The sequence below is a fragment of the Shewanella sp. KX20019 genome (assembly GCF_016757755.1).
Taxonomy (GTDB): Bacteria; Pseudomonadota; Gammaproteobacteria; order Enterobacterales; family Shewanellaceae; genus Shewanella.
The window spans coordinates 3,513,124-3,532,881 of sequence record NZ_CP068437.1; the positions used below are offsets into that span (position 1 = coordinate 3,513,124).

The window sequence follows — 19,758 nt, forward strand, 5'->3', positions numbered from 1 at the left end:
GTTTATAGTTCAATTGCCATTGCTGTTGCTTCGCCGCCACCAATACATAGCGATGCAACACCTTTATTTAGCCCACGCGCTTTAAGTGCATGGATTAAGGTGACCAGCAAACGAGCACCTGAGCAGCCAATTGGGTGACCCAAAGCACATGCACCGCCGTTGACGTTGACCTTTTCAATATCAAGTCCAAGCTCTGAAACAGCCAACATTGTAACCATGGCAAAGGCTTCGTTTATCTCAAACAAATCAACTTCTTCTTTAGTCCAGTTCACTTTATCTAACAGCTTATTCATCGCCCCAACCGGCGCGGTAGTGAACATTGAAGGCTCTTGTGCATGCGTAGCGTGGCCTTTAATGGTTGCCATCACGTTAAGCCCAAGAACAGTTGCTTGTGCGCGGGTCATTAGCATCAATGCTGCTGCACCGTCTGAAATTGAGCTTGAGTTTGCGGCGGTAATCGTGCCGTCTTTCGCAAATGCAGGGCGTAGTGTTGGGATTTTGTCTGGGCGAGCATTACCCGGTTGCTCATCGGTGTTAACCACGATATCGCCGCGGCGATTAACCACAGTGACGGGAGTGATTTCCGCTTCGAAAGCGCCTGTATTAATAGCGGCGTTGGCTTTTTCTAATGAACTCAGTGCAAAATCATCCATCTGCTCGCGAGTCAATTTAAAATCATCGGCGGTGTTTTGAGCAAACGTGCCCATAGCGCCACCGGTGTAGGCGTCTTCTAAACCATCAAGGAACATGTGATCTAACACCTTGCCATGACCCATGCGCATGCCACCACGCGCTTTATCGAGAAGATATGGCGCTTGGCTCATATTTTCCATACCGCCAGCGACAACCACATTTGCACTGCCTGCTTTAATTAAATCGTGCGCCAGCATGACGGTTTTCATACCTGAACCACAGACCTTATTCACTGTCGTAGCACCGACTGATAATGGCAAGTCAGCACCAAGAGTAGCTTGACGCGCTGGCGCTTGGCCCAGGCCTGCAGGCAATACGCAGCCCATAAGCACTTCATCTATCTGTTCGCCTTTCAAGCCACTGTGCTGCATTAACCCTTTAATCGCAGTCGCAGCAAGTTTTGGCGAAGCGACGCTTGAAAGTGCCCCCTGAAATCCACCCATAGGGGTGCGTTTAGCGGCAACAATAACGATATCTTGGTTTGACAGATCTGAACTCATATATACTCCGGTATGACTTTAGGGCTTATTTTTATGCTCGACTCGCGATTTACGTTAAGTTCATAAGATAGGTTTATTCAAATGATTACAGATACCTACGTATAAAATAGAAATACAACATTTCCATAAAACCGCTAACGATTAAAATGTGATCTCGCTCAACATTTCCACACTGTGACGTTTACGCGAACGTAAAGCAAGCCCTGATTGGTCAAACCCATACCAAAGTATACTGTTGTGATGTCACTTAGGATTTACACAAAAGGTGTACAGCAGAAAGTACGGCAGAAATAATGACACTAACAAAAATTTTTTAGGCAAGAAAAATGGGTCTATAGAAGGAGGTATTACTTGCTGTTCTTATAAACCTGAGACAATAAAAAACCGGTACCCAAATAGATACCGGTTTAGCTATAACTATGATTGCGAGAAATGTTACAACACTTCAGTTTCCCAAGGGGTTCTTCCGTTCAAATCATCCAAGTTGTAAGGCGTTAACTGATAAACATAGTAGTTGAGCCAGTTGCTAACGAGCAAACTGCCGTGACTGTGCCAGCGAGCAATAGGCTGTTGAGTGGGATCATCATTGCTAAAGTAGTTCTGTGGTACCTCAGGCGCACCACCTTGCGATAAATCTCTATTGTACTCATCTTTTAATGTCGACTTTTGATACTCAGGGTGACCCATAACAAACAAATTACGGCTATTTTTACTGAGTACCATATAGGCACCCGCCTGCTCTGACTCCGCTAATACCTGTAGCTCAGGATGTTCACGTAATTTTTCTACATTCATTTCAGCAAAACGAGAATGTGGCGCATAAAATTCGTCATCAAAGCCACGAAGCAACGGAAAATGTTCACAAGTTCGTGTGTGGACAAATACCCCTGAACGTTTCGCCTTCAGCAGTGTACGATTAAGTCCATACAGGTGGTAGAGCGCTGCATGAGCGGCCCAACATAAAAACAGTACCGATGTGACATGTTGCTGTGACCAATCAATAATCTCTCTGATATGATCCCAATAAGAGACATCTTCAAATTCAACCTGACCTAGCGGCGCCCCTGTAATGATAAGACCATCATAGTTTTTACCGCGCACCTGCTCAAAATCACGATAGAAATTATTCATATGATCGATTGAAGTGTGCTTAGACTCTTTATCGTGAATGCGCAGTAAATCCACATCGACCTGCAAGGGTGTGTTACCTAATAGACGGAGTAACTGGGTTTCAGTTTCAATCTTGTTTGGCATCAGATTGAGGATCAGTACTTTCATGGGACGAATGTCCTGATTCGCAGCACGCGTTTCAGACATTACAAATATGTTTTCAGACTCCAAGGTTTCTGCCGCGGGCAGATTGTCAGGGATTTTAACCGGCATACAGCGCCTCTTATTTAATTAGAGTAATAACAGAAAGAGGCGCCAGTAACCCTTGCATCGCAAGTCGGTTTAGCGCGCTACCTTCTGTAATAAAACCGACATAGGCTCACTAGAGGCTAAATCGATTCTATAAGCTTGTTCGTTGATAAACATAAGTTTGTCGTTAAGGCTAATATGCGCCCCGACAGTATAAGTGTGCCCTTCTTCAAACTGATCTCGGTTGATCAGGAACTGAAAAGATGTCGGCGTACTAACATCACTGCGTTCAAATTCAGCGATGACTACCGCAGGTGCATCCATCAATGAAACGTCCTGCACTTTAATGGTAATAACAGCTTCAGCTGGTAATGTTATACGCTCCTTGTACCAAACCTCTCCTTGGATCTCGACTATCGCATTTGAGGTCGCACAGCCCGATAATAAACCTGCGGCGACAATAAAAGAGATTAAAGGCTTAAAGCAATTTTTCATGTTAACGCTCCTAATAATACATTAAGACATCTAGAAGTCTATATGTCTGAAGTTGAAATTTGTATGACTTTAAGGTGAATATCACAGCTATTAGCTAGTGATCACCTATTGCGTTTGGCTGAACTCAGTATCCCTGTCACAGCAACGTACAATTAATCTTGTTCTAATACACTAATGTTCCTATGATAAGTGACCTATTTGAAGTCGAATATTTATATGACAAAAGCAACTGCAATAATTGTGGGCGCAAGCTCATTACTCAGCCGTGAAATAGCAAAACAGCTTGCTGACGATGGTGTAGAGCTCGCCTTATTAGCACAAGATCCACAATCTCTCACTGAGTTTAGCCAATCTCTTCCGACTAAGGCTGAAGTATTTCCACTGCAAATAGATGATCCTCAAGCTGTTATTTCAACACTTAATGCAGTGTGGAACTCTCTAGGCGGCGCCCATCTAGTGCTAGTCAATACAGGATTAAATAGCTATGACCCTGAACTGCCTTGGCAACCAGAGCAGGATATCATCACGGTAAATGTGCAGGGCTTTTCAGCCATATGCAATACAGCCTTTAGGCTTTTTCGAGATCAAGGCTATGGCCAATTAGCGGCGATTAACTCGATTGCGGGTTTAAGGGGCGGACCCAATGTTGCCTATCATGCATCTAAAAGTTACGCCGAGAACTACTTCGAAGGGCTGAGCATGCATGCCCAGCGATTAAAGCTACCGATCACCCTTACTGATATCCAATTGGGCTTGCTCGATAAAGCAGCCTTGCAGCAGAGCCGTATTTGGCTATCGCCTCCAGCAGAAGTTGCAAGCCAAGTCATTAAAGCGATGAAAGCCGGTAAACGTAAAGCCTATGTCACTAAGCGCTGGCGCCTTGTTGCTTGGCTGACCAAGCTGCTACCAGAGTTCGTTTACAATACCCGTCATTGGAAAACTAAGGCACAAAAGCAAGCCGAAAAAGCCGCTAAAAAAGACTAGCTGTGAATTGTGGCTTAATGAATTAACAAAACAAAAAAGGAGCCTTTAGGCTCCTTTTTTACTGGGGGGGAGATCCAAGTCAGTCTGATGACTAGAAGGTATAACCTACGCTCACCATGTAAACCCAAGGGTTGATATCGGTTTCAACTTTCTGCGCAACATCACCTAGGTTAAATTTAACGTCACTGCTGATTTGCGCATACCAAACAGACGCGTTCACTAACCAATTTTTGTTGATTTGATAATCAACACCCACTTGACCGGCTAAGCCTACCGAGCTACTCATACTCAGGTCCGTCAATGCGCCATCTAAGTCATCGGTAAATTTATTGTCATAGAAGTTAGTATAGTTAACACCTAGACCAATATAGGGGCGTAACTTAGATTGTGCATCACCAAAATAGTACTGCACGACTAATGTGGGCGGAAGTTGTTTAGTCTCAGCGATTTTTCCAAGCGTACCTAATGAAATATCATGTGAGAAAGGGGTCGCTGCCAAAAGCTCGATACCAATGTTATCGGTAAGCATGTAACCGAAATTTAGGCCAAGTTGAGTATTATTACTCACGCTAAACTCAGCGACATCAGCAACAATAGGGCTAGATTCATTAGGTGCCACCACAGCGACACCTGCGCGAACAATTATGTCACCCGCTTGGTGTGCAAGTGCTGAAGAGGTAAAACCGGTAGTAAGTAGGGCTGTAGCAATCAATCCAGAAACGATATTTTTGTTCATCATATTACTCCATCAATACAACATGAGTTGCTGTTTTTATTATCAATATCCTTACATTGGTGCGTAGCCTGCCAGAATTAACACCAGCAAATCTTGATCCAGATCAATAGCGAGACCAAATACCTATTTAGCGGTAGTTGGTAGTGATCTAGGTCACGTTTTCATAAGGTATATTGAAGTTGCATCTTATAATTTCGTGATAAAAAGCAAGTACGTGCATAAGTTGAACAGCCATGAAAGATCGCGTAGCTACAGTTCGTTCACATTTAATATTACTGCGTTAAGAGCAGAGTAAGGCTAAAAATCAAACAGCAACGCGCAGAAGAGGATAGTGTTTTAACCATTGCTTAACCTCGAGTCTTTGCTGAAAGAGTTGTTTGCTTCTTTGGGGATTGTGGCTCAAGGTTAATTCAAATAACCTTTCACAGCCAAAAGGGGCGGTTATTTGTAGTGATGCAGCTCGATATTGTTCATTTCCTTGCGTGATAGAGACCGCTACAGCTGTCTCCTTTTCTGGCCAATAGCCCATCGCATCGTGACATGATTTATAGCGGGCATCTTGATTTTTAAGGTGCATTCTAGCTTGATTCTTAACAGACCATGGGTAATTTGGCGCCATAAGCTTTAACTGAGACTCATAGTGCTTATCTTGTTCAGCGCTCAGATTTCTTGAGTCAAAGTAGATAAGATCAATATCATTTAGTGGTCGAGAATTAAATGAATGCAACTTGTCCCATACTAGGTTACGCACGAAACCTGCAGCTAACATCCATTGGGGTAGGCCCATTTCCTTAGCGACTAATAAAGCTTGATAACGGTAGCCATCCTCTCTAAGCCATTGAGTAATTTGCTCTCTTGCCTCAATCATGAATAAAGCCTCAGTTAAATTACTGCAATAAAAAAGGAGCCTAGGCTCCTTTATTTCAAAAAATAAGCTTTATGACCTCGGTGCAGGCACCGCTTTCATCAACACTTCCGTGGTGAATTTGTTATTGCTAATAACAGGGAAGCGATCATAAGTTTGGAATATCACTTGGCCTTTGTATTCGATCATTGCTACTACGCCATAATGAACTGAATCATCTATAGACGCATCTGGTAATAAGAACTTAAACGGCACTGGCGCCCGTACAATATTGAAGCTCTTCTGAGCAACAATAACCCCTGGCGTGTCTAAATCAATGATAGCGATCGTGATAGAACACCCCTCCGGCAGCGCCAACTTCTCGAGATAACCCGCCGCTCCATTTACCATTACAGGTGGGACTTCTTCAACGGTTACACATGCGCTAAGTGTTAACAAACACAGTAAAACGGTCCACTTTTTTATTACTGAAATCATCTTTTCATCCTGAATATTTATCTTTAAAAATAGCGTGAGTTATGACTTTTTATTGGTCATGCGGATCAGGCCTTCTTGGGTCGCTGAAGCCACTAATTGCCCCTGCTGATTGAAAAACTGTCCAGTCACAAAACCACGTCCACCACTGGCATTGGGACTTTCAATGCTATACAGCAGCCACTGACTTAAATCGAATGAGCGATGAAACCACATTGCATGATCTATGGTTGCCATACGCATACCTGAGGTTAGAAATGACACGCCGTGGGGCTGAGCTGCCGTCACCAAGAAATTAAAGTCCGATGCATAAGCCAGTAGATAATCATGTACGCACAAGTTCTCAGGTACCTTGCCATTGGCACGGATCCAAACATGGCGCACCGGCTCAGTGGCTTTACCCGCTAGCGGATTGCAGGGGTTAACCAAGCGCATCTCTATCGGGGTATCTGCCATAAACTTCTCTAACATTTTGGCAGGGACTTTGTCTTGCAGCGTCATAGCCAGCTCTTGCTGATTAAGTAAGCCTTCAGGTCCAGGCACCTCTGGCATAACAGCTTGATGCTCATAACCCTCTTCGTGGGCCTGAAATGAGCAAGTCATATAAAATATCGGACGACCTTTTTGAATTGCTTTGACGCGACGGGCACTAAAACTCCCCCCGTCTCGCATATTTTCTACGTCATAAATAATCGGTAATTTCTCATCACCAGCACGTAAGAAGTAGGAGTGCAGTGAATGCACTTTACGATCAGCTGAGACGGTTTGTTTCGCTGCGCTTAGGGCTTGGCCCATCACTTGACCACCAAACACATGACCAAAGCCTAAATCTTGGCTTTGCCCGCGAAATAACCCCTCTTCAATCTGCTCTAAAGAAAGTAAGGCGAGTAGATCATCTAATACTTGACTCATCGGAACCTAAAAATGTGGCGACTATTACTGGCTAGCTTAACTCAAGACCCCCTTTCCTCGCCAGCTTTACTCTATATCGATATTACGTTGTTCCGCCGAGGCTTTAGCCCATGCTAACACCTGTGCTTCTCCCGATGATCGGCCTCGATAGGGCTTAGCACGGTAGATCTCACCCCAACGGCTGTGAATGACTTCAGGTGTACACTCTTCAGCAGTAAATCGACTCGCGCTAAACTCGACGAGTTCAGCTTGGCTAATCGCACCAGCAGCGGCAAAGATGTGTTTCCCAGACGGGCATTTGGAGCTGCATAGGTAAAGCATCACTGACAAGGCCGTCGTTTTTGAAAACAGTGGCCTAACTGCAGGAGCAAGGTGCTGAGCTGTCATTTGGGTGACGGCATGGGGGGTAATCGTATTGACCGTAATACCAAACTCATCGCCTTCAAGGTGAAGGCTATTAACCAAGCCTAGCAACGCCATTTTGCTCGCACTGAAGCTCGACTCATATACATCGCCAAAGATTGAACTGGCGCAGGTCATAATAATTCGACCGTAACCGTTAAGCTTCATGCTTGGCCATACCGCCTTCGTCATGTTAAAGCTGCCATGCACATCGACATCAAACTGGCGTTTCCAAGTTTTCTCACTTAAGTGTTCAAACGGACATGAGTGATGGATACCTGCATTGTTGATTAAAATATCAACTTTCCCCCAGTCCAACAGCACTTCATCAACCATCTGTTGCACCGCAGCAGAATCACTGACGTCTAAACAAAATACTTTGGTTTTGCCCCCCAGTGCAGTGACAGCTTGAGCACAGCTGCGCAAACCTGCATCTTTTAAGGTTAATGGTTCATTATCTACAATGACAACTCGTGCTCCCCGCTCTGCTAACGCTATAGCATAAGCTCGCCCTAAGCCTGAAGCTGCACCAGTAATAATGGCAACTTGGTGTTCAAAACGCATATCCCTAGACCCTCAGATATTTTGCAGGTGACTTCCCTGTAACACAATCGACAACTTAAAATGTTCAAAAACTAGGATTTGACACTGCAGTTGCAAATCCAAGCTCAATATTGCATACAACACTTGTGGACAGGTGTGCGCTAGATCTAAAAATTCAAACCGCTCTGCTCACCAAAGCCTCAAGTTGACGATAATGTTAACTTAGACGCAATTTTCGACAGGAAATCCACTTTTTAGACGCTGCTAATTTTGCTATGATATGAGATCTACACTCCTATGTTACGTCGTAATCCTGCGATATATATCTGTAAAGTAATAATAAAAATGAATCCTTGGATACTAGCAATACGCCCTCGTACCTTGCCTGCGGCGATTGGGCCATTATTGGTCGGTAATATTTTAGCCCTGCAACTTGAACAATTCAGCGGGTTCATCGCAGTCACTTCTATGCTCTGTGCCGTGTTATTACAGGTTGCGGTTAACTTAGCCAATGACTATTTTGACTTTAAAAGTGGTGTCGATACGGCTGAGCGTGTCGGGCCAGTTCGAGTGACACAAAGCGGCTTATTAAGTCCAACTGCGGTGCGTAATGCAATGGTTTTATGTCTTGTATTAGCACTCATTGTTGGCTCATTTTTAATTGCCCATGGTGGATGGCCTATTACTTTTCTAGCGGCGGCTGCCATTTTAGGTGCATTGGGCTATAGCGGAGGTCCATACCCCCTAGCCTCTCATGGACTAGGTGAAGTAGCTGCATTTGTCTTTTTTGGACTTGTTGCTGTGGTCGGTAGCTACTTTCTGCAAGCCGGTACCACCAGTAGTAGTGCCTGGCTACTCGGCTCAGCTATTGGTTTTCTTAATGCGGCTATAATGCTGGTTAACAACACCCGAGATATGGACACCGATATTAAAGCAGGCAAAAAAACACTCGCTGTGCGTCTTGGTTTAGCGCAAGCACGTATTTTTTATCAAAGTTTTGTCTACTTGCCTTTTGCCATTATCATTGCAGGTTTTTTGATGGGAGCACTCGCAGGTTTACCTGTGTTGCTGGCAGGTCTTGGGTTTATCCTGGCACGTACTTTATGCCGTGATTTTAATGAAGTCACTGGCGCCGCACTAAACCCTTTATTGGGACGTACGGCCAAACTCACGATGATTTTTAGCGCCTTGTTTAGCGCTGGGCTGATCATTGATTTACTCTTTTAGGCCTGCTCACTGAAAAGACAGATAAAAGAAAGCACTGAACATATCTACGTTCAGTGCTCTAGCCGCTATCCACTTACTATTTACGCAATAATGCTTATCTGAGTAGCATTAAGTCTAAGGATTGCCTAGTTAACATTTGCTGTACCGAGTGCATTAAACTCTATTTGATAACGCTGCTCAAACTCATCCCGAGTCTGCGCCGATACAGGCATTAATTGTAACTGTGACACGCTTAAGGCTTTATCTGTATCAGCTGCGCCGAAACCTGACTCAAAAGAGTGGCTCGCCTCACCGGCTGCTAACGATTGCAATGCAGCGACTGAATCTTGATCTGTAATGATTAACGCTTGGCTGGTTATACCGCCGCCCATCCAATGAAACAAAATATCTTCAGGCAAAGGAGCAATAAATAGCTTACCAGCCTGAGTGGTAGCAAACACATTACGATAGATATAACGACAATAGCTTGGATCTTCTGCGCAAAAAGGTCCACCACCGGTATATAACCTATCTGAGTAGTGCCCAGCTGTAGCTCCTGTCACATCACTGCCACTTAACTCAAATTCAACGTCAGTGGCTAAATTGTCACCTTGGTCGACATGGGTTGGGAAAGTTGCAGTTATCTTCATCTCATTGATATCAATAAATGTTAATGCATCATCCTTAACCTCTCTACGTTGAACCCAGAGATCATTATCAACAATACTGTCGTTAACTGCAGTGATAGAGCCTTCATGGATATGATAATCAGGTACAAGCACTTGCGCAGCACTGAGTGCAGATTGGAACTTACCTGCTAAGGGATAGTTGAGATACGTTAAGCTAAAATGCTCACTGCTCATCGGCGTATTAACATTGACCCGTTTACTCTGTGTCTCAGCGATAATGGCAATTTCGCTGCCATCATCAAAGTCACGACTATCGAGCAACTCACTAAATAGCAAGTTGCTGTCACTATCAAAACTGGTCACTAACAGTGGTGACTCTTCAGCAATATTAACTGCAGTGCCACTATTACTCAGCTCTCCATTGCTCACAACCTGTAAGGTTTCTCCACCGCTTTGGTTGACAAAGGTAAAGGCTTTAGCACTGTCCTGAATAGCGAAGCACTCAGCTACATCACCGTCATCAACATGCGTCAGTAATACTTTGCTTGCTTGAGAGAGCATGCTTAATTCAAATGTGCTGCTGCTCCAGTATTTATATGCTGGGTTTTGGCTACGGTAAAAATAGCTAAGGTAATGCGCTCCCGCAGGGAGCTCCTCAAGTAAAATAGCACCACTTTCATTGGACAGGCCTGTTGCTATCGATACACCATCAATATCAAAAACAGAGTAATCAACAGCTGAGATACCACAATTTGGGCTCTGGGCACTGCTGATATAGAGGGCATGTACAAGCTCTTCAGCTGGTGGCCACTCATCGATTGGCGGCGTTGGCGTACCATCATTTGGGTTATTTGAGTTACAAGCTGCCATTAGCAACATTGCTAAAGTAAGAGATGTTTTTTTCATCTTAAATCCTATCGTTGAAGCGGATAGCTCTTGCCATCAGCTCCATATCTGTGAGTGAAATGCTAATGGGGATTAAAACTGATAGTTTAATTTGACGTTGAAGTAGCGACCCGGCTGGCTATAAGTCTCTTCAGTTACCCCTAGGTTAGACATCAGGTATTTAGACTGGCCGGCAACATCCGCATACTCGATATACTCGGTATCAAACAGGTTATAAACACCCGCACGTAGATTCCAGCTATCACTGATGATTAGGTTGGCAGTAAGATCGAATATTGCATAGCCAGCGGTGTTATAAACCTCATTGAAACCATCACCTACCGGAAAGATGGTGAGATCTGTGGTTCTATCCATATTATCGGAGAAGCGTACTGTCATACCGAAATCCAGCTCTTTACTTGCAATTTCAGTGTAATAGTTGATACCGACATTACCTTTCAGCGGGCTCACTGAGTTGAGGTAATCACCGTTTTGATCTTCCCCATGGGTATAAGCAATATTGCCCCAAATTTCGATATCATCGTTTAACCACTGGCTGAAGGAGGCTTCTGCGCCGTATAGGGTCACTTTGTCATAGTTGATATAGCGGTATTCGAGTACATTAGGCATGCCAAAGCATGAACTAGCGCCGCAACCAACAAACTCCCAATCGATGTAGTCATTAGCCTGTGTATAGAAAGTCGTAAACTCATACTGGGTATCACCGTGATGACCACGAATACCAAGTTCAATAGTGTGGCTAGACTCAGACTCTAAGTCATAGTTGGCATTGATCTTAACCGGGAATGGCATCTTGCCATCTTTAATCTCCATCTCACCCCACTTCTGATCAGGGGTCGGCATCTTATATCCATAAGCATACTGGCTATACACGTTAAGGTTATCAGTAATGTGGTACACCAGACCTAACTTTGGTGACCAAAAATCACCTGTCATCGCCGCAAAATCTTCAGGATCACGACCTGTATCTTCAGCTTGTTGTTGATCTGGGGTGTTTTCATAGTAATCGTAACGTAGGCCTAATATGGCATTAAGCTTGCCTTGGTAGAAGGTAATATCATCTTGTATAAATGCACCAACGCGTAGACTTTCTGTATCAGCAAAAGAGAAGGTATCCGTGTCAGAGGGGAGCCAATTGCCACTGTTATCTTTGACTTGATAATCTCTTGGACGGCTCATCTCTGACTGCTCAATATCCAATCCATAAATAAGGTTATGGCTGTGGCTAGTTAGCTCGATGGCTTTACTAAATGTACTGGCAAAACCGACCCGATATTCAGCAAATTGATAGTCTCGCTGTTCATAGATATCACGCTCATAGCCTTGGCTACCATCATAATATTGGCGATCTTCAGATTGGTCTGTTTTACCGTAATAAAGTACAAAATCGACACTATCATGAATGACTCGGTCCTTATCAGAACGCAGTCTCAAAGAGGTGTTTAATGCCTGAGTTTGTCGATCATAATCTATTGACTGTTTATCCTCTAGGTCATCCTCCCAGCGTTCCATCTGCTGATTCATATAATCAACTGTTAGCTGTATATTGGTGTGCTCGTTAAAATGATATTTGCTCTTAACCAGCATACTATCGGTTATCAGATCGCTTAACGGCAGTGTTTCATCATAGTTTTGCTGCTCTTCACCGTAGCGACGTTGATAACTGACTAAATTATCAAAATCTCCAGCGGAAAAAGCCGCCGTAAAACCGCCTGAGTATTCATCGTTCATACCGGTATAGCCAGCATTTGCAGAGAAGTACACGTCATCACCTCTCAGATAATCATCAGCATCTTTAGAGGTCATCACAAGTACGCCACCTAAGGCATCTGAGCCATACATAGTCGAAGCTGCCGCTTTTAGCACCTCGACTTGCTTAAGCCCTTCCACCTCAGTCAAGCCACGCCCAGTTCCCTCAGCCCCAGGACCCAATGGTGAAGCGTACTGACTGTTTACACGTACCCCATCTTTCACCATCATCACCCGGTTTCCACCGATACCACGAATAGTGACCGAACTTGGTTTACCCGCACCGCCTTTTACATCAACAGCAGCTTCTGTTCTAAATAAGGTCGAAAAATCGGTGCTCATATTGCGGGCGATCGCTTCTTCGTCGATAACCACAACCGATCCTGCAACCTGATCTAATGTTTGCTCCATTCTAGAGCCAGAGATCACGATAATTTCATGAAAATTAGACTCTTTATTTAGGGCCTCCTCCGCTATAGCCTGTGGAGCTAGGGCTGCAGCAATAGCTGCGCTAAGTAATTTAACCGAAAGCTGCTTCATCATTGACACCCTTTTAAATCTTAATAGGAACTAATCTCATTTCTTTATGGGCGGGATTCTATCATGAAGAAATATTTACAAAGCGATCATGATCTCAATATTAAAACAGTTATAAGTTGTAATCATTGTCACCTATCTAGTTGTTTAACTTAGATAATACAGATACTTAACTTGTATACAAAACGCAATGCCAGACAATCGCCGCAGTAACAATTGTATCAAAGTAATGCAGAGTGACCGATGGTGTGAAAGCCGTGATTCACAGCTTCGATTAGCTAGCCGTATCTCGATTGCAACCAGAATGGAATTGGGTGCAGTAGCGCTGGGGAACTCCATTAAAATAGGAGATGCGCTTTGAGGTAGCCGAAAAGTTTGCCAATAATGATTAACTCATTGAGATGCCCATTTCATCGCTTATCAAAAGCCTAAGGGTGGAATTTAAGAGAGATAATGCAAGCCAAAATAAAGTACTTTATTCTTCCAGATAAAATAAAGCACCGAACGTATCTACGTTCAGTGCTCTAGATATCCACTTATGTATAAGCATTAATGCTTATCCGAGTAGCATTAGCTTACTTAAGCTGACTTTTAAATGGATCAAATCTTAACCAGTGACGTTCTACTCATAACCGTGGCGGCTCACTTCAGACCAATTCTTATCAACGTCCTCTTTGATAAACTGTTTCTTCGCTTCCGTTAGCTTTTCAAGCTCAATACCAACGGCGGCATGGGCTGCTGCTTTCGAGCTAATATCAGGGTAACTGACACTCTTTACAGCAAACTTCTTGAGGATTTCATCGAGTAAATGGCGCGCATATTTAACTTGCTCAAGTGAAGTATCAAGCAATGTATTGCCCAATTCTGGGTTATGGGCGTATAAACCATGAGATGCCATAGCGAAATCCCAACGCCATTGCGAATGACGAATAGCCATTATAGCGTCGTTCATTTGCGGCCAAGTTCCACCAGCATCCCACGCAGCAGCAGCTTCGTAATGCGCTTTTACCAATAAGCCTTCAACTTCACGTGCCTTAGCATTAATCGTTGTTTTGTTACTCTCAAGTGCGCTGACAATTTTTTGCTCGCTCTTGTGACAGCTTTGACAAACCTCATCAAAATGGTCCAGCGCCTTACTCACTTTATGACTGGTAAACGTATTGCCTTGCTCATCTTTAGTTTCAGGCATGTGACAAGTAATACAAGTCACCCCAGCGTCAGCATGTTTACTGCTGCTCCAGTGTTCAAACTCTGGATGACGTGCTTTTAAGATCGGGGTTTGAGAAATAGGATGGATCCACTCGTAAAAACGACGGGTATCGTAGTACTTCTCTATATCGTCAACACTGTTACCAAAAATCCAAGGGATATTTACTTTGTTACTGCGCTCTGGCTGAAAATAGTAAGTCACATGGCACTGGCCACACACTTGGGCGCCTTTCATGTTGTTATCTTGCTTTTCAAAAGGAAGATGCACTTTCGCCATCGCATCCTGAGCATGAGGGCGGGGTAAGGCCAATTCAGCCTTGCCATCAACATGACAATCAGTGCAATACACTACGCTATTCACTTCAGTGCCTAACTCAGTAAAATTTTTCGCAGAGAAGCCTTCGGTACCGAGCTCATTCATTAATCGCGGAGCATCAGGTGTTTTACAGGTCCAGCAACTGGCTGATAAACCTTTGTCACCCGCTTTAGGCGGCACACCAGTGCGCAAAGTATGTGTCACATCCGCGACTGCAAAATGGTGACCACGAGGGCTATGATACTCTTTGGCAAACGAAGATCCTGCCCACAAGATGATAGCGGCTGGATAACTAGCTAACATATCTTCGCGCTCTGTTTGCTCCGAGGTTTCTAGCCAGCTTTTATACTGCACTGGAAACTTCTCTTTTAAACTCGCATCACGCGCAGCTTGCTCTTTTGCTGCAACACTCGGCTCTGAAGCTTGCGCTAAACTAGCAACGCTAGTCAAAGACACAAACAAAAAAGCACTGACCACTTTAGCTAATATTTTTACACTCATCTAATTCTCTACTTACCTTAATTAACAGTTATATACCCAAGCCACTTCTAAATTCTGCATCTTGAGGTAATTTGGGGATCAATCATATTTTAAATAACAGCCCTAACCTGGACGTCCATCGATTCGTGGTTTTGACAGAATTGAAGCATAGTTCACCACAAACATAGCAAACGCTAAAGACCAAAATGCGCCTGCCATCCACAGCCACAATTGGTATTGCTCGGGCGCAATGATTGGCATCAATGCTCTTAATATTGCTGCGATAGGAATACATAAAAAGGCAACCGTCATATTCGGACCTTCATAGATATTTCGGCTAGTGTGGCCAAGCGATACTCTTGAAATCATCGACAAGCAAATACCCGCTAAAGTACCGATAGCAAATAGATGGATCAAATGACGGTATACCATAGTGTCATGAATGTTTGCAGCTAGCGCTAACAGGGTTATTGGCAAAAAGAGATACGCTATGTGTAAAGACCACAGCATAGGTTCTTTAAGGGTTTTGTGAGGAAACCAGCGTAACCAACGAACAAGGTGTAGCACTCCGGCGATAAGCAATAGAGCTTGCTCAACCGCCAACGGTAACACTTTACTAATGGCTTGAATAACCAATGCAACCATAACGACAATAAGGCTTTTTTCAATCATAGCGATTGGTGTAGGCTTGGTTTGCTTAATTCTTATTGCAGTAAAAAACGGAATAACTCGCCCGCCCACTATCGTGATAAGTAAGCCTAACCACCATATCATCGCTTGCCATATCTGTAGGCTAAGCGAGAAGTCTCTGCTACTTAACGCATAATAACTAAGTAGGTTTATCGATAAAGCTGCCACCAGCATGATGGGAAAGCCAATATTGTGCCATTGTTTAACTTTATAGACACAACGCCAGAGCTTTAATGCTGTGAGTCCTAAAAATAGTGAGTCAAATATGGCTGGCATCCACAGTGGAATTGAAACAGGTAATAGCAACATCAGTCGCGCTGTCAACCAACAGCCAAAGGTAAATGCCAATGCCCAGCCTTTCATCCCAGGTTGATTTGTCCAGGTCTGCACCGATGTCAGCAAAAAACCACACACGATTGCCAGCGCAAAGCCAAACAACATCTCATGGGGGTGCCACCATAGCGGCACCACTTTTACCCAAAAGTCGGTCTGAAATAAACTCAGCTCAGGGAAAAACCATGTCAGTAGCCAAAGCGGGACAAACAGCATAGCCACCAAGGCCCCTCCCAGAAAAAAGGGTCTAAAACCTAACCTAAACAGGGCGGGGATTTTTTCTGTTGCGGCGGGATCATCGATATTTAACATCACTTTGCCTTATCTTTAAAAAAGCATTTTATATGTATCTTATGTAATACCTTCAGTGTATCGGCCAAAAAAATTGATAACAATTGATATCTATACTGTTTTTTGCTTCTGTGAACTCTGTAGTTATCTCTCTTATTTAATTATTCCTTTAGGGGTACAATTTCGAAGTTGATAAGCGCTTAACTCGAGATAACCGGTCTAATCCTTGCTTGGTCAAATAAATCCATGATGAAAAAACGCCTTTAGCTTGCGGTTTTCATTAATAAAAGCGACGAGAAAAACGAACTTTAGCAGCCCAAAGGAACAAATAAGCCTTTCTGCTGAGCCTCCTTAGTTTAAATATTAGTCTAGACTAGGGGCAGCAGTTCAAATACAAGGATGTATTATGTTAATTCTGACCCGTTCAGTGAACAGTGCAATTATTCTCAGTAATATTTACGATGAATATGGCAACTCGTTAGGTGAAATAGAGATCAATATCTTTAAAGATAACCGTATAGGGGTGAAAGCAGATAAATCCATTGATATCGTTCGAGCAGAAACCCTAGAAACCGAGCGAGATTGATGGTGATAGGCCAAACCTCTTGTATATCCCCATCAATATAGCTCAGGGCTAACGCCCCTATGCATTCGTACAAGTGTGAAAAAATAGCTTTAGTTTCAATGTGCATTCAAAGTTTGTTAATGCATCTAGTTCTCTGTGCTAAATTAAATAACAGATAGTTAGGATGATTAAATTGGACAAACAATGGCTGATACAACAAAAAGGATCCTGGTACTCTACGCTCACCCCTCGCAAGAGCGTTCGGAGATCAATAAACCGCTATTTCGCGCCACCCAACAACAAGAAAATGTGACCGCGATTGATCTATATGCTGAATACCCCACATTTAGGATCAACGTAGATAAAGAGCAGCAACAGCTTCGAGACCATGATGTCATCATCTTTATGTTTCCACTTTACTGGTACTCCACACCTGCAATTTTAAAAGAGTGGCAAGATCTGGTACTCGAATATGACTTTGCCTACGGAGCAAACGGTAATGCCTTGGAGGGGAAAACCTTTATGTGCGCCATTAGTGCAGGTGGAAGTGAAACAGCCTATCAGGCTGATGGTTACAACCACTTTACATTAAGAGAGTTACTTCATCCCTTAGAGCAAACAGCATGCCTTACTGGTATGACTTACCTTGCACCTTTTGCACTATTTTGTGCCCGCAGTGCTTTTGAAGAAAACCGTCTGCAATCGCATATCACTGATTGGAAAAGGATCTTATTAGCGCTAAGTAATAATACTCTAGATATTGCACAAGCAAAAACACTCCAAAAGCTGAATGAAAACCTTAACATCTTGATAAAGGACTGATAATGACCGCTTATTTTATACAAGCTTTTATCTACTTATCGGCCGCAGTGATAGCAGTACCTCTTGCTAAACGTCTAGGTTTGGGGTCTGTACTAGGGTATTTGATTGCCGGTGTTGTTATTGGACCAATAGCAGGCTTAGTCGGCAGTGAAACAAGTACCTTGCAGCACTTTGCCGAATTTGGCGTAGTGATGATGCTATTTCTGGTGGGCTTAGAGTTAGAACCTCGCATGCTGTGGAATATGCGCCATAAGCTCATAGGTCTAGGGGGGCTTCAAGTTGGACTCTCTACAATAGTGGTGATGGGCATTGCATTCGCCTTTGGTTTTAATTGGAGTATTGCGCTTACGGTTGGTATGGTTTTTTCACTGTCCTCAACCGCGATTGTGCTGCAAACCTTCAATGAAAAGAACCTGACTAAAACAGAAGGCGGGAAAAACGCATTCTCTGTTCTACTATTTCAAGATATCGCCGTCATCCCTATGTTGGCGTTGATCCCACTACTTGCTCTGCCAGAGCTCATTGAAAAAGCACAATCAGCCGCAGCAACTGCCGCTCAGAAACATGAAGAGATATCTTTAGTTGCAGGGCTCCCTGGTTGGGCCTATGGCATTGTGGTATTACTCGCAATAGCCATTGTCGTTGTCGGTGGACATTACTTAAGCCGACCATTATTTCGTTACGTTGCAAGCTCTAAATTACGAGAGATTTTCACTGCAGCAGCTTTAATGTTGGTCATAGGTATTGCGGCGCTGATGAGCCTTGTGGGGCTATCTCCGGCCTTAGGCACCTTCTTAGCTGGGGTAGTGTTGGCTAACAGTGAATTTAGGCATGAACTTGAGTCTGTGATCGAACCGTTTAAGGGTTTATTGCTCGGCCTGTTTTTTATCACTGTGGGGGCAGGTATCAATTTTGAGGTTCTTGCCAGCAATGCAGGTCCAGTCATGGCGATGACCTTAGGTGTTATTTTCATTAAGGCGATGGTGTTACTGCTGTTGGCGATGATATTTAAGATCAAAAATAGCGACCGTTGGTTGTTTGCTCTAAGCCTTGCACAAGCCGGCGAGTTTGGATTTGTACTGTTAAGCTATACCGTACAGAATCATGTTATTCCGGTCGATTTAGCACAAATACTCTCTCTAGTGGTGGCAATTTCGATGTTCCTCACCCCTGGACTGTTTATTCTGTTTGATAAAGTTATTTTACCTCGCTACGAGCAAACAGAAAACACCCGTGAGCCTGATGTTATCGATGAAAAAGGCACGGTCATCATTGCCGGTGTAGGCCGATTTGGTCAAATAGTCAATCGCCTTTTAGTAACCAATGGCTTTAAAACTGTCGTGCTAGATCATGAGGCTCAGCAAGTTGAAAACCTCAGGAAGATTAACACCAAAAGTTTTTATGGCGACGCGACGCAACCCGACTTATTGCATACAGCAGGTATAGCGGAAGCCAAGATGTTAGTCATAGCCATCGATAATCCAGACCGAGCGGTCGAGCTCACCGAATACATAAAACACACCTACCCTAACGTTATTGTTCTCGCCAGAGCATTTGATAGAAGTAGTCTATATCGACTGCGTAAAGCGGGTGCCGATTTCATGGTCAGTGAGACCTTTCACTCCGCACTGCAACTGGGTAAACACGCATTAACTAAACTTGGGGTTCATCCATTTAAGGCTGAGCAGCAACGAGCGATATTTTTTGAGACAGAGATGGCCCATAAAGATACTCTCTACGAGTCTTGGAAAATGTTTGCAGAGGATGATAAACATTTAGTCCATTACCGCGACATGTTCATGCAATTGGAAGAGACACTAAGCGCAGCGATGAAGGATGAGCGCTATCGCAGCTTTTCAAAAATGGAGCGTGGCTGGACGCCACCACCTAAAGAAAATCATACCGTATTTTCAAAATCTGAGGCTGATGAGGCGTAGAGTTGCCTAATACCTTTACCATTAGGCAGCCCAAAATCTAATATCAATTTAATGAGTTCTATAGAAATGTAAGATATAAAAAAGCCCTCGCGCTAATTATTTTTAGCTGCGAGGGCGATATACCC

General features: G+C 43.7%; 17 protein-coding genes. 5 read left to right on the plus strand and 12 right to left on the minus strand.

What is annotated here, in order from left to right; translation table 11 throughout:
* Window positions 1-2: 2 nt before the first annotated feature.
* From JK628_RS15300 to JK628_RS15310, 3 genes are all read right to left on the minus strand, one after another.
* A complete protein-coding gene (locus tag JK628_RS15300) occupies window positions 3-1,193 on the minus strand; it encodes an acetyl-CoA C-acyltransferase (protein ID WP_202285518.1) in 1,191 nt (396 codons plus the stop codon).
* A gap of 435 nt (window positions 1,194-1,628) precedes the next feature.
* A complete protein-coding gene (metA, locus tag JK628_RS15305) occupies window positions 1,629-2,576 on the minus strand; it encodes a homoserine O-acetyltransferase MetA (protein ID WP_202285520.1) in 948 nt (315 codons plus the stop codon).
* 69 nt (window positions 2,577-2,645) lie between these two features.
* Window positions 2,646-3,047, minus strand: coding sequence for a YbaY family lipoprotein (locus JK628_RS15310; RefSeq protein ID WP_202285522.1), 402 nt, complete (start codon window positions 3,045-3,047; stop codon window positions 2,646-2,648).
* 216 nt (window positions 3,048-3,263) lie between these two features.
* Between JK628_RS15310 and JK628_RS15315 the strand changes: the two genes are divergently transcribed.
* The gene (locus JK628_RS15315; RefSeq protein ID WP_202289842.1) at window positions 3,264-4,031 is read left to right on the plus strand and encodes an SDR family NAD(P)-dependent oxidoreductase; all 768 of its coding nucleotides are present in this window, start codon (window positions 3,264-3,266) and stop codon (window positions 4,029-4,031) included.
* Window positions 4,032-4,122: 91 nt separating this feature from the next.
* Here JK628_RS15315 and ompW read toward each other — a convergent pair whose 3' ends face one another.
* The 5 genes from ompW to JK628_RS15340 all read right to left on the minus strand — a co-directional run bounded on the left by ompW (window position 4,123) and on the right by JK628_RS15340 (window position 7,984).
* A complete protein-coding gene (gene ompW, locus JK628_RS15320) occupies window positions 4,123-4,770 on the minus strand; it encodes an outer membrane protein OmpW (protein ID WP_202285524.1) in 648 nt (215 codons plus the stop codon).
* A 301-nt stretch (window positions 4,771-5,071) separates the two neighbouring features.
* Window positions 5,072-5,635: a nucleotidyltransferase family protein gene (locus tag JK628_RS15325; protein WP_202285526.1), complete on the minus strand. Its 564-nt coding sequence runs from the start codon at window positions 5,633-5,635 to the stop codon at window positions 5,072-5,074.
* Window positions 5,636-5,704: 69 nt separating this feature from the next.
* A complete protein-coding gene (locus tag JK628_RS15330) occupies window positions 5,705-6,109 on the minus strand; it encodes a YbaY family lipoprotein (RefSeq protein WP_202285528.1) in 405 nt (134 codons plus the stop codon).
* Window positions 6,110-6,148: 39 nt separating this feature from the next.
* Window positions 6,149-7,018, minus strand: coding sequence for an acyl-CoA thioesterase II (gene tesB / locus JK628_RS15335; protein ID WP_202285530.1), 870 nt, complete (start codon window positions 7,016-7,018; stop codon window positions 6,149-6,151).
* Between the two features lie 66 nt (window positions 7,019-7,084).
* On the minus strand, window positions 7,085-7,984 hold the full coding sequence (locus JK628_RS15340) for an SDR family NAD(P)-dependent oxidoreductase (RefSeq protein ID WP_202285532.1): 900 nt from the start codon (window positions 7,982-7,984) through the stop codon (window positions 7,085-7,087).
* Between the two features lie 324 nt (window positions 7,985-8,308).
* Between JK628_RS15340 and JK628_RS15345 the strand changes: the two genes are divergently transcribed.
* The gene (locus tag JK628_RS15345; RefSeq protein WP_202285534.1) at window positions 8,309-9,190 is read left to right on the plus strand and encodes a 1,4-dihydroxy-2-naphthoate polyprenyltransferase; all 882 of its coding nucleotides are present in this window, start codon (window positions 8,309-8,311) and stop codon (window positions 9,188-9,190) included.
* Window positions 9,191-9,315: 125 nt separating this feature from the next.
* On the opposite strand, the gene JK628_RS15350 is transcribed toward JK628_RS15345, so the two are convergent.
* The 4 genes from JK628_RS15350 to JK628_RS15365 all read right to left on the minus strand — a co-directional run bounded on the left by JK628_RS15350 (window position 9,316) and on the right by JK628_RS15365 (window position 16,330).
* Window positions 9,316-10,704 (minus strand): hypothetical protein, encoded by a 1,389-nt coding sequence (locus JK628_RS15350; protein ID WP_202285536.1) that lies wholly within the window; start codon window positions 10,702-10,704, stop codon window positions 9,316-9,318.
* A gap of 72 nt (window positions 10,705-10,776) precedes the next feature.
* Window positions 10,777-12,996 carry a TonB-dependent hemoglobin/transferrin/lactoferrin family receptor gene (locus JK628_RS15355; protein ID WP_237524031.1) on the minus strand — a complete coding sequence of 740 codons (2,220 nt, stop codon included), beginning with the start codon at window positions 12,994-12,996 and terminating at the stop codon, window positions 10,777-10,779.
* Window positions 12,997-13,612: 616 nt separating this feature from the next.
* Entirely contained in the window at window positions 13,613-15,016 is a 1,404-nt protein-coding gene (locus JK628_RS15360) for an ammonia-forming cytochrome c nitrite reductase subunit c552 (RefSeq protein ID WP_202285538.1), read from the minus strand.
* A gap of 102 nt (window positions 15,017-15,118) precedes the next feature.
* Entirely contained in the window at window positions 15,119-16,330 is a 1,212-nt protein-coding gene (locus JK628_RS15365; protein ID WP_202285540.1) for an NnrS family protein, read from the minus strand.
* A 385-nt stretch (window positions 16,331-16,715) separates the two neighbouring features.
* Between JK628_RS15365 and JK628_RS15370 the strand changes: the two genes are divergently transcribed.
* The 3 genes from JK628_RS15370 to JK628_RS15380 all read left to right on the plus strand — a co-directional run bounded on the left by JK628_RS15370 (window position 16,716) and on the right by JK628_RS15380 (window position 19,633).
* Window positions 16,716-16,895: a carbon storage regulator gene (locus tag JK628_RS15370; protein ID WP_202285542.1), complete on the plus strand. Its 180-nt coding sequence runs from the start codon at window positions 16,716-16,718 to the stop codon at window positions 16,893-16,895.
* A gap of 183 nt (window positions 16,896-17,078) precedes the next feature.
* Entirely contained in the window at window positions 17,079-17,696 is a 618-nt protein-coding gene (locus tag JK628_RS15375; RefSeq protein ID WP_202285544.1) for an NAD(P)H-dependent oxidoreductase, read from the plus strand.
* A 2-nt stretch (window positions 17,697-17,698) separates the two neighbouring features.
* Window positions 17,699-19,633 (plus strand): monovalent cation:proton antiporter-2 (CPA2) family protein, encoded by a 1,935-nt coding sequence (locus JK628_RS15380; RefSeq protein WP_202285546.1) that lies wholly within the window; start codon window positions 17,699-17,701, stop codon window positions 19,631-19,633.
* Window positions 19,634-19,758 lie beyond the last annotated feature (125 nt).